The sequence below is a fragment of the Chthonobacter rhizosphaerae genome (assembly GCF_013839525.1).
GTDB classification, from domain to species: domain Bacteria; phylum Pseudomonadota; class Alphaproteobacteria; order Rhizobiales; family Pleomorphomonadaceae; genus Chthonobacter; species Chthonobacter rhizosphaerae.
Window position 1 is genome coordinate 162318 of sequence record NZ_JACDIS010000009.1, and the last position, 10639, is coordinate 172956.

The 10639-nt window shown below is 72.9% G+C and carries 9 protein-coding genes and 3 tRNA genes; 6 read left to right on the top strand and 6 right to left on the bottom strand.

Annotation, left to right across the window (positions count from 1 at the left end):
* Positions 1-287: 287 nt before the first annotated feature.
* Positions 288-476 (bottom strand): hypothetical protein, encoded by a 189-nt coding sequence (locus HND91_RS16715; RefSeq protein WP_181707741.1) that lies wholly within the window; start codon positions 474-476, stop codon positions 288-290.
* Between the two features lie 694 nt (positions 477-1170).
* Here HND91_RS16715 and HND91_RS16720 point away from each other — a divergent pair.
* Positions 1171-2649 (top strand): protein adenylyltransferase SelO, encoded by a 1479-nt coding sequence (locus HND91_RS16720; RefSeq protein WP_181707742.1) that lies wholly within the window; start codon positions 1171-1173, stop codon positions 2647-2649.
* 37 nt (positions 2650-2686) lie between these two features.
* On the opposite strand, the gene HND91_RS16725 is transcribed toward HND91_RS16720, so the two are convergent.
* A complete protein-coding gene (locus tag HND91_RS16725) occupies positions 2687-5923 on the bottom strand; it encodes an AsmA family protein (RefSeq protein ID WP_181707743.1) in 3237 nt (1078 codons plus the stop codon).
* Between the two features lie 209 nt (positions 5924-6132).
* Here HND91_RS16725 and HND91_RS16730 point away from each other — a divergent pair, with 209 nt between their 5' ends.
* Complete coding sequence (locus tag HND91_RS16730) at positions 6133-6852, top strand: gamma-glutamylcyclotransferase (protein ID WP_181707744.1); 720 nt, start codon at positions 6133-6135, stop codon at positions 6850-6852.
* On the opposite strand, the gene HND91_RS16735 is transcribed toward HND91_RS16730, so the two are convergent.
* The gene (locus HND91_RS16735) at positions 6853-7290 is read right to left on the bottom strand and encodes an META domain-containing protein (protein WP_181707745.1); all 438 of its coding nucleotides are present in this window, start codon (positions 7288-7290) and stop codon (positions 6853-6855) included.
* A gap of 203 nt (positions 7291-7493) precedes the next feature.
* Between HND91_RS16735 and HND91_RS16740 the strand changes: the two genes are divergently transcribed.
* On the top strand, positions 7494-8231 hold the full coding sequence (locus HND91_RS16740) for a methyltransferase (protein WP_181707746.1): 738 nt from the start codon (positions 7494-7496) through the stop codon (positions 8229-8231).
* 61 nt (positions 8232-8292) lie between these two features.
* Here HND91_RS16740 and HND91_RS16745 read toward each other — a convergent pair whose 3' ends face one another.
* From HND91_RS16745 to rlmB, 3 genes are all read right to left on the bottom strand, one after another.
* A complete protein-coding gene (locus tag HND91_RS16745; protein WP_181707747.1) occupies positions 8293-8751 on the bottom strand; it encodes an AAC(3)-I family aminoglycoside N-acetyltransferase in 459 nt (152 codons plus the stop codon).
* Between the two features lie 89 nt (positions 8752-8840).
* Positions 8841-8915 (bottom strand) — tRNA-Thr (locus HND91_RS16750).
* A gap of 71 nt (positions 8916-8986) precedes the next feature.
* Positions 8987-9799, bottom strand: coding sequence for a 23S rRNA (guanosine(2251)-2'-O)-methyltransferase RlmB (gene rlmB, locus HND91_RS16755; RefSeq protein WP_181707748.1), 813 nt, complete (start codon positions 9797-9799; stop codon positions 8987-8989).
* A gap of 294 nt (positions 9800-10093) precedes the next feature.
* Here rlmB and HND91_RS16760 point away from each other — a divergent pair.
* The 3 genes from HND91_RS16760 to HND91_RS16770 form a co-directional block, all read left to right on the top strand.
* Positions 10094-10178: transfer RNA gene (locus tag HND91_RS16760), tRNA-Tyr, on the top strand.
* 32 nt (positions 10179-10210) lie between these two features.
* Positions 10211-10284 (top strand) — tRNA-Gly (locus HND91_RS16765).
* Positions 10285-10516: 232 nt separating this feature from the next.
* Positions 10517-10639: GTP-binding protein (locus HND91_RS16770; RefSeq protein WP_243080190.1), on the top strand; the 123-nt coding region annotated here is incomplete at its 3' end.

Genomic DNA, 10639 nt, shown 5'->3' on the forward strand with positions numbered 1-10639 from the left:
CGCCGGCCGGCGCCGACCGGTCCGGCGGGTCCGCCATCAGGTCCACGCGAACGGGGAGGCCGGTTTTCCGCGCCTCCCCGTCCGTTTTTCGGGACGCCCGCGGCGTGTGTTCGAGCCGTTGAAACGTGGGCGTGCCGCCGTCCATGTGGGACGACGGTGGGACGAGGGTAGGGTGGTCGAATCCAGGCGTACAGAAGGCCGGCGGGAGGCGCCCGTTCGGGCGGCGAGAGGCGGGCAAAATGCGCCGGCCGGCGTCGAGCCGGTCGCGCGAGGCAGCGACCGAGGCGTCACTCGGCGGCGTCGCGCTCGTCCTGTTCCTTGCGGTGGTTGAGGACCTTCTCGACGATGGACGCCACGAGGTCGGCGTCGATCTTCACGTCGTACATCTGGTGCCGCTTGTCGATCACCAGCAGGCGGACGCTTCCATCCGTATCGTCGAACCCTGCCGATTGGGCAATGAATGTCTCTACGGCCATGGAAAGTTCCTGGTAGCCCGCCCCGCCTGTCCGAATGCCCCGGACGGGTGCCCGGCTTCGCCCGCGACTCCCTGCATCAGGGAAAACACTAACAGACGTAGGGCGCAGGGCAAAGGTCGCCGAGAGCCGGGCCTGTAAATTGTTTTTGTCTGATGTGCCCGAGCCCTAGCTGTGGTCTGGAGCGCTTTCCGACCTGACGGACTCGTCAGGTCGACAAGAAATCGCTCCAGATTCAGAAAGCTGGAGCATTCTCTCGGCGATCAAGTCGTGCAACTTGATCGGAGAATGCTCTAGCATGTCCGGCGGCTGTCGCAAGCGGGCGGCGGCTAGATAGATCGGCTGATACGCAAGCTTGAGGGCGGCGCTTGGCCGACCACCGGAGCGCGTGGCGCGGCGAGGTCGAGCGGTCCTCGAGGGCGCGCGCGGACACCCGCCCGTAGGGCTTGATCGCGGGGCCGGAACCCCAGGGGCGCGGGGCGGTTCGGCAGGATCACCTTGCCCGGGGCGGGTGCGGGCACGATATGGTCGGCGTGGCCGCGCGAACGCCGCCTTCGGGCGCGGCGAGCCGATGCACCAGATCCATGTCGGCCCCGGCCGAACCCGCGATGCCGACCGGACGCGCGCCGCTTCGGCCGCGGGTTCCGGCCGGCGAACCGGTGGCCGTCGTCCCGTCGGCCGACCTCAAGGAGCGGCGATGTCCCTGTCTCTTCCGTTCGATACCACCTACGCCCGGCTGCCGGACCGGTTCTTCGCCCGCGTCTCGGCCAACCCGGTGTCGGCGCCGCGACTGATCAAGCTCAACGCCGGCCTCGCGGCGGAGCTCGGGCTTGATCCGGAGTGGCTGGCGAGCCCGGACGGCGTGGACATGCTGGCCGGCCGGCGCATGCCGGAGGGCGTGGAGCCGATCGCGCAGGCCTATGCGGGCCACCAGTTCGGCCAGTTCGTGCCGCAGCTCGGGGATGGCCGGGCCATGCTGATCGGCGAGGTGGTGGACCGGGACGGGGTGCGCCGGGACATCCAGCTCAAGGGATCGGGGCCGACGCCCTTCTCCCGGCGCGGCGACGGGCGGGCGGCGCTCGGGCCGGTGCTGCGCGAATACATCCTCAGCGAATCGATGCACGCGCTCGGCATCCCGACCACCCGGGCGCTGGCGGCGGTCACCACGGGCGAGACCGTGGTGCGGGAGACCTTCCTGCCGGGCGCGGTGTTCACCCGCGTGGCGTCGAGCCATGTCCGGGTCGGCACCTTCCAGTACTTCGCGGCGCGCAAGGACGCGGAGGCGATCCGGGTGCTCGCCGACTACATGATCGAGCGGCACTATCCGGAGGTCGCCGGCGCGGCGGAGCCGTACCGGTCCTTCCTCACGCAGGTTGTGGACCGGCAGGCGGACCTGATCGCCCGCTGGCTGCTGATCGGCTTCATCCACGGGGTGATGAACACGGACAACATGTCGATCGCCGGCGAGACGATCGATTATGGCCCGTGCGCCTTCATGGACGCGTTCGACCCGGCGACCGTGTTCAGCTCCATCGACCAGTTCGGACGCTACGCCTACGGACGTCAGCCGAGCATCGGGCTCTGGAACCTGACCCGGCTGGCCGAGACCCTGCTGCCGCTGTTCTCCGACGACGAGCCCGCCGCCATCGCGACCGCCCAGGAGGTGCTCGGCGCCTTCGGGCCGCGGTTCGAGGCGACCTTCCACCGGGGCCTTCGGCGGAAGGCCGGCCTCTCCACGGAGGAGGAGGGCGACATCGAGCTCGTCCGCGGCCTCCTGGACCTGATGACCGCCAACCAGGCGGACTTCACGCTGGTGTTCCGGCACCTCGCCGACGCGGCGCTCGGCCCCGACCACGACGAAGCGGTCCGCAGCCGCTTCATCGATCCGACCGCCTACGACAAATGGGCGGTGGAGTGGCGGCAGCGGCTGGCCCGGGACCCGCAGGACCCCGAGGCCCGGCGCGACGCCATGCGGGCCGCCAACCCGGCCTTCATCCCGCGCAACCACCGGGTCGAGGCGGTGATCCGGGCGGCGGTGGACCGGGACGACTTCCAGCCGTTCGAAGAGCTCGTCCAGGTGCTGTCGAAGCCGTACCAGGACCAGCCGGACCACGCGGCCTACATGGACCCGCCGGCGCTGGAGGAGCGTGTGCTGCGCACCTTCTGCGGGACCTGACCGGGCCGGCCGGTCGGGTAGGGCAGGGCCGGGCCGGCTACTGGCGGAACAGCTGCTGCACGCCCTGTTCGAGGAGCTGCTGGAGCGGGTCCTGCGGCGGAGGCTGGTCGACCGGACCGGGCGGCGGCGGATAGGCCTCCGCCGAGGGCGGCTCCATGGGCGGGGGTGGCTCCGTGGGCGCGGGTTCGGCGCCGGCCGGAACCGGGTCCGCCGGGGGTGGAGTTTGCCGCTCCGCCGGCTGGCCGGCGGAATCGGGCTTCGGGCGCGGAACGCCGAGCACGCCGCCGATGAGGTCCTTCAGCGCGTCTTCCGTACCCGGCGGTGCGCCCTCGGGAGCGAGAACCGCCCCGATGCCGGGCGCCAGTTCCTCGACCACGCGCCCCACGTCGTCGCCCTCCAGCTTGCCGAGCCGGGAGAAGGCGCCGCCGAGCGCGCGCAGCTTGCGGTAGGCGGCCTCCGGGTTCTCCAGGATGCCCGAGATGTCCGGGTAGATGCGCGGCGCCTCCCAAGGGCCTTCCAGGATGATGGGGACCTCGAAGGTCATGTCCTCGCCGGAGCCGGCGGTCAGCGTGGGGACGAAGCGGTAGCCGATCTGGCGCGCCGGCATGTCGACCACGCCCGCGCCGGTGGCCCGGACCAAGGGCCCTTCCAGCGCGAGGTCGTCGTTCCGCATGATGCCGCGCTCGATCCGGGCCGTGCCGGTCAGGCCGTAGAAGGGCGTTGTCGCACCCTCGGACTGGCCGAGGCCGGTCACCACCGCGACGGCCGCCGAGCGCAGGAGGGCGGCGGCGTCGATGCCGCGAAGCGCTCCGTCGCGGAAGGCGAACGCGAGGGAGCCGTCGAGCGCCTGGACGAGGGCGCGTTCGGACCCGCCGGCCGCCTGGAGCTCGACGTTCAGATCCGCCTTGCCCTCGATCCGCGTGAAGCCGGTGGCGCCGGCGAGGAAGGGCAGGGCGTCCACCGCCTTCAGGCCGAAGCGCGTGACGATGCCCGGCACCTGGCCGGACGCATCCACCGTGACGGCGCCGGAGCCGGTGCCGCCGTAGAGGCTGAACTCCGGCAGGTCCACCTGGAGGCGGCCGGCCTCGTTGCGGATCGACACGTCCGCCGGACCGGTCTCGGCGCCCCCGAAGGCCACGCGGCTGGCCCGGACGGACACGTCGGCGTCGAACCCGCGAAGGCCGGAGAGGTCGAGCGGCTCGTCGCTCCAGCCGCGCCGCTCGTCGGCGGCGGTTCGGGACGCATCGCGCGGCGCGCCGGCGCCGCTGGCCCCGCCGATGAGAGCGCCAAGGTTGATCGTGTCGCCGGCGAGACGGGCGACGATCCGGGGCTTGCCGGCGAGGTCCACCGACGCGTTCCCGACGAGGCGAGTATCGGCGAGCGTGAACTCGGCGTCGCCGAAGCGCACGCCGGCCGGGTCGACGTCGATCCGGCCGAAGATGGAGACCGGCCCGGCCGGCATGCGCTCCACCGGGCGGTCGAGAACGGCGAGCGCCGCCGCGAAGGACGGCGCGTCGATGCCGATCCCGCCGGCCGCGGCGGATCGGGCCGGGTCGACCGTGCCGTCGAACGACAGGGAGAGGCGCTCCGACCGCGCCGCCGCCGTGAGGGCGAACGGGCGGCTGGCGGCGGCGGCGCGGGCGTCGGCGGTGACGTCGAGACGGAAGGGCTCGCCCCGGAAGGCGGCCGTCCCGGCGAGCGCGATCGGCTCCGACAGGGAGCGGACGGTGACGTCGAGAGCCACCCCGGTGAGGCGGTCGGCCGACGGATCGCCGAAGGCGTCCGCGAGGCCGATGCCGGTGATGGTGCCGTCGCGGAGCTTCACGGTGCCGGCGGCGCCGAGGCTCGCCAGCATCTGGTCGGAAGACGCGCCCGCCGCCGCGAAGGCCATGTCGGCGGAGAGCCGGCCACGGACGGGCAGGGGCTCTGCCAGGAGGCCCGAGAGGGCCGAGGCGGCGAAGCCCTCGGCCGTGACGCGGCCGTCCAGGCGGACGCCCGCCGCGTCGGGCTTTGCGGTGAGACGCAGGCCGGCGGTGCCGTCGAGCACCTTCACCGGTTCCAGGGAGGCCGTGATGGCGCCGTTCTCGGCGACGCCGACCAGCCGCACGGAGCGGATCGGCCCGGTTTCGGCGAACGCCGCGCCGGCGAGTTCGCCGATCCTGAGGTCGAGGCCGACGTCGAGGCCGGCGATCGGCGCGAGGTCCAGGCCGCCGCCCGGGCCGTCGGCGGTGCCGGCCGAGGCGGGCGACTCGTCGGACGTGTCGGGAGCGGCGGCGAGCGCGTCGAGGTCCAGCCGGTCGAGCGCCATGCGGAGGTCCACGCGCGGGCGGTCGGCTTCCAGCGAGAGGGCCGCCTCGCCGGCGCCGGTGGCCTGGTCGGCGACGAAGCTGACCTCGGTCAGCTCGACCCGCGCGCCGCCCGCGGCGAGGTGGCCGGCCGCCTGCACCGCCCGGACCGGAAGCGGGCCGACGCCGAGCGGGGCGGCGAACCGGGCGACATCGTCCGCCACCAGGTCGAAGCGGCCGTCGAAGGCGGAGCGCGCCAGGCGGCCCTCCACGGAGAGGCGCCCGCCGTCCGCCGCAAGCGCGAGCGCGAGATCGGACGCGCCGTCCGTCGCGAGGGCGCCGGGTTCCGCGACGGTGGCGGAGACGGTCCAGTCCGCGCCGCGCGCGGTCAACCGACCGGTCAGGGCGAGCGGCCGGGCGAGGTCGACGAGGCCGGTCTCGGCGTCGATGCCGGTGACGGCCTCGGTCGCGCCGGTGCGCTCGTCGGCATAGGCGATCGACCCGTCGGTGATGGTGATCCGCTCGATGCTCCAGGCGAGGCCGTCGCCGGAGGACGAACCGACGGAGGGCGCGTCGCCGGACGGGGCGGCACCCTCGGAGGGTGCGGGAGGGGCGTCGCCGGACCAGTTCGGCCGGCCGTCGGCGCCGGTGTGGAGGAGGACGCGCGGCCCGCCGAGCCCGAGGGCGGTGACGGCCACGCGGCCGTCGAGGAGGGCGGTGAGGTCCAGGCCGAGGCGGACATCGCGCGCCGCCACGAAGGGCGTCCGGTCGCCGCGGGACAGGCGCACGTCCTTTGCCGCAAGGGCGAGCGAGGGCAGGAGGCTGACCGAGACGTCGCCGCCAATGGCGAGCCGGAGGCCGGTGCCGTCCTCCACCGCCGTGATGATGCGGTCGCGGATCCAGTCGCTGCGGACGAGGAACGGGACGGCCGCCGCCGCGAGGACGACGAGGAGGCAGAGGGCGAAGCCCCCGGCGATCAGGCGTTTCATGGGCGGCGGCTCCCCTCGGCGGCCGGGTCGAATCACCGGGGGAGTATGCCGATTTGGGCGGCAAACGCTGAACACACCTTCAGCAGTCTTGGGTCTGGCGACGGGCCGCGCATCCTGGTTCAATCGGGAGTGATCCCGAAATGACACAGGACCCGCGGTGGCGTCGCGTCCGCGCGCCGTGGTTCCGCCGGCCCCGACCGAGGAGACCCATGCTTAGCCTGACCCCCGACCTGGTGGCGCTCGTCCACCGCGTGGTGGACGATCCCGGCCCGACGCCCGGCTTCGTGCCGATGACCGACGACGACTACCGGGAGCTCGCCGAGCGCCTGCTGGCCGACCTGCCCGCCGGCAGCGCGCCGTGGGTGTTCGCCTACGGCTCGCTGATCTGGAAGCCGGCATTCTCGTCTCCGGAACACCGGATCGCGGTCGCGCGCGGCTGGCACCGGTCGTTCGCCCTGAAGCTCAGCCGCTGGCGCGGCACGCCCGAGGCGCCGGGCCTGATGATGGTGCTCGACCGGGGCGGCAGCTGCCGGGGCCTGATCTACCGCTTTCCGGACGGCGACCCGGTGGAGGCCATGATCGCGCTCCTGAAACGCGAGATGTCGAGCAAGACGACCACGAACCGGCCGCGCTGGCTGAAGACCGAGACGGACACCGGGCCGGTGACGGCGCTCGCCTTCACGGCCGACCGGGCGGGCTCTGCCTACGCGGGCCGGCTGCCGGACCCGGTGGTGGCGGACGTGCTGGCGACGGCCGTCGGCCATGTGGGCTCGTGCGCGGAGTATCTGCACAACACGGTGGTGCACCTGGAGCAGCACGACATCCGCGACAGCCGGCTGTGGCGGCTGCAGGCCATGGTGGCGGAGCGGATCCGCACGCGGCAGGCGCGTCCGGCGGCGCTGCCGGGCGTGGGCGAGCGGAACGGATGATCAGGGGTCGCGGCGGCCGGCGACGGTCTCGGCGCCCGCGGCGTCGGTGAGCGTGACCGTGTCGGCGGTCAGCACGTAGGCGACCGAGGCGGAGAGGGCGTCGAGGAAAGACGCCTCGGCGGCCGCCATGGCGTCGTCGGCGCAGCGGGCCTGGGTGGCCGACAATGGCATGGTCCAGCCGATCGCGCCGTTTGCGAGGGTCGCGCCGGCGCCGAAGCTGTTGCAGCCGGTGGTGCCGGAGATCCGGTCGGCCCCTAGGGTGACGCGGATGACCATGCCGGCCGGCACCTGCGCGCCGCGCACCGTCGCGACCGTGAAGGTGGCGCCCGTGAAGGTGGCGACCGTGAAGGTGGCGACCGGCGCGGCGGGGACGGGCGAGGCGCCCTCCACCAGGGCGGCGGCGAGGACGGCGGCGGACAGGATCAGCGTTCGGGTCATCGGCGCGTGCTTTCGTGAGGGATCCGTCGTGTGGGCGCATGATCGCGGGTGTGCGCGCGGCGCCCGCGGGCCGGCGGGCGCGACGCATCCTCCGCCACGGGTCTTGCCCGACCGTTACCGGCGACGGCCCGCGATGGCGGGCGCCCGGGAGGTCGGATAGCATTTCGCCGATCTGGCACCCGAGTCGCGGAAGGGCGGTTCTCATGGGCTACGGCAACCGGACCCTCCTCGACCTCCTGGCCGAGGCGGACGAACTGATCCGCGCGCGCACGCGCATGACCGTCTACGACGGGCCGTTCCGGGGCATGCGCCTGCTCGACGCCGTCTCGTGGGGCGCCGGCGACCTGGGGCCGAAGCTCCTCGGCACCTACGAGCGGGAGGTGCAGGAGACGATCGCCGACCTCGCGCGCAACCGGTATGACGCGGTGGTCGACATCGGCTGCGCGGAGGGCTACTTCGCGGTCGGCTGCGCCCGCCTGTTCCCGGACACGCCGGTCCACGGCTACGACACCAACCCGCAGGCGGTGCGGATCCTGGCGCTGGCGGCGGAGGCCAACGGCGTCGCCGACCGGGTGCACGCCCACGGGCTGTGCGACCCGGCCGAACTGGCGCGGCTCGCCGGCCTGCACCCGCGTCTCCTGGTGATCTCCGACTGCGAGGGCTACGAGAAGACGCTGTTCACCCACCCACCGACGGTGGAGGCGCTGAAGCACGCGGACCTGATCATCGAGTGCCACGACTTCCTCGACCCGACCATCACGGGCAACCTGATGGCGCACCTGCAGTTCACCCACACGCTTTCGGTGCTGACCAGCGGCCCGCGCAACCCGAACGCCTTCCCGTTCCTCGCCCACGTGTCGGACGGCGTGCGCTGGGCGGCGGTGCAGGAAGGGCGGCCCTGCGCCATGCACTGGCTGGTCTGCCGCGCCCGCCGGCCGTGAGGGCCGGGCCGGGCGGGGCGGGGCGGGCGCGCCGGGCCGGCCCCGCTCTTGCGGCCGCCGGTCACCGCACCGGAATGTCGAAGTGGAGCACGTCCTCGCGCCGGCCGAGCCTGGTGTAGAGCGCGATGGCCGGATCGTCGCCCGGATCCGCCTGGACGAAGATGACGTGCGCGCCGCACCCGGCGGCGATCGGCTTCAGCGCCTCGATCAGCCCCGTCGCGATGCCGGCGCGCCGGACCGGCTCGGCGACGGCGAGGTCGTAGATGTAGACCTCGCTGCGCTCCTGCTCGAACTTGCGCAGCACATAGGCCGCGAGCCCGCCGAGCACCGCGCCGTCGCGGACGGCCGCGAGCGCGATGAACCCGTCGGAGCCGAGGAGGTCGCGCCTGTAGCCCGCGCCCGGGCGCGCGCTCCGATAGGCCTCGTCGTCGCCGAAGGCCTCCGCGAAGAGATCGAGAAGCTTGTCGAGGAGGTCGGCGTCGGCCGGGCCGATCCGCTGGATGGTGACGCCGGGCGGCATGGGGGCGCTCCTCGACGGATGGGGCAGGGGCGAGGCGGCCGCTTGGCCCATCGCCGACGGGACCCGGGGGGAGGGCCGGGGCCTGGAGATGGTGCCGGCTGAGGGGATCGAACCCCCGACCTTCGGTTTACAAAACCGCTGCACTACCGCTGTGCTAAGCCGGCGCCGCCCGTGGAATAGCGCGGACGGCGGGTCGCTGCAACATGGGCGTGGCGGGGCGGGGAGGCGGTGGGGGTCAGGGGGCGCGGGGGAGGGTGGCGCTGCGGACCACGTAGAGGGCGAGCGCGCAGGCGTTCGACACGTTGAGGCTCTTGATCTCGCCGGGCATGTCGAGGCGCGCGAGCACGTCGCAGATCTCGCGGGTGCGCTGGCGCAGGCCCTTGCCCTCGGCGCCGAGCACCAGGCAGACGGGCGCCCGGAGGGGCGTGTCTTCCAGCGCGGCGGGGCCCTCGCTGTCGAGGCCGACGATCTGGAAGCCCTCCGCCTTCAGCTCCTCCAGGGCGTCGCCGAGGTTGCGCACCTGCATGATGGGCACGAGGTCGAGGGCGCCGGAGGCGGACTTGGCGAGCACGCCCGATTCCGCCGGGCTGTGGCGGGCGGTCGTCACCACCGCCTGGACGCCGAGGGCGCAGGCGGAGCGCAGAATCGCCCCGACGTTGTGCGGGTCGGTGATCTGGTCGAGGGCGAGCACGAGCGGCGCGCCGGAAAGGTCCGTGGCTCTCAGGGTCGGCAGGGGATCGACCTCGAGCGCCACGCCCTGGTGCACCGCATCGGAGCCGAGCAGCCGGTCCAGGCTGTAGGGCGACGCCTCCTCGGCCTCCAGCGGCAGGACGCCGCCGTCGAATCGCTCGGCGAGCCGGGCGAGGGCGTTGCGGGTCGCCATCAGCTTGCGCGCCTTGCGGCGCGGGTTCTTCAGCGCGAACTCCACCGTGTGGAGGCCGTAGAGGAGAAGGGTGTCGCCGGCTTCGCGCTCCCGCTTCGGGCGGGGTCGGAAAGGGCGTCCGGCGGGGGCGCGGGCGCCGGGCCCGGAGCGGTGCTTGTCGGTCATGGCGCCTTATATCGGGCCGATCGAGGCGGCGAAAGGGCGGGGCGGCGGTCCGCGGAGAGAGTCGCGCGGCGTTAGGGCGGCGGTGGCGCGGCGGTGGCGCGAGGGGCGCGCGGCGGTTCCGGAGGCGTCCGGGCGGCGTCCCGCGATCGCCGCCGCGGCTTCAGAACTTCGTTGCGACAGGGCGTTGACAAGCCGAATTCGAACGGCCATAACCCGCCCCGAAATTCACGCCCGCCGGGCGGCGAGTTTCACTCGACCATCCAGACGCTTGGTCGACTTCGTTGGGTGTCCTTAGGAGAGGTGCCCGAGTGGTTAAAGGGGACGGACTGTAAATCCGTTGGCTCAGCCTACGTTGGTTCGAATCCAACCCTCTCCACCACCCGATGAAGGTCGAACGGCAGAGTAAGCGTTGCGGGTGTAGCTCAATGGTAGAGCAACAGCCTTCCAAGCTGATGACGAGGGTTCGATTCCCTTCACCCGCTCCAGCCGTTTGAAGCGCCCGCGTGGCCGAGCGACAGCCGTCGTGGGAGCTTCGCAGAAGATCCCAGCGATCGTGAAGAGAAGGTTCGCACCACGGTTCGTGAAACGGTCCGTGGTGTTCGCGCTGTCCGGTGCCGTCGCGGCCCCGGTCGGGGCGGCGGAATCGGATGACGCGCGTCCGCACAGCGGCAACCGTCGCCCGAGAAACAAGAAGACAGAGACGAGAGAGCGACGTCGATGGCTAAAGAGAAATTCTCGCGGACGAAGCCGCACTGCAACATCGGGACGATCGGCCACGTCGACCATGGCAAGACGTCGCTGACGGCGGCGATCACCAAGGTGCTGGCGGAGACCGGCGGC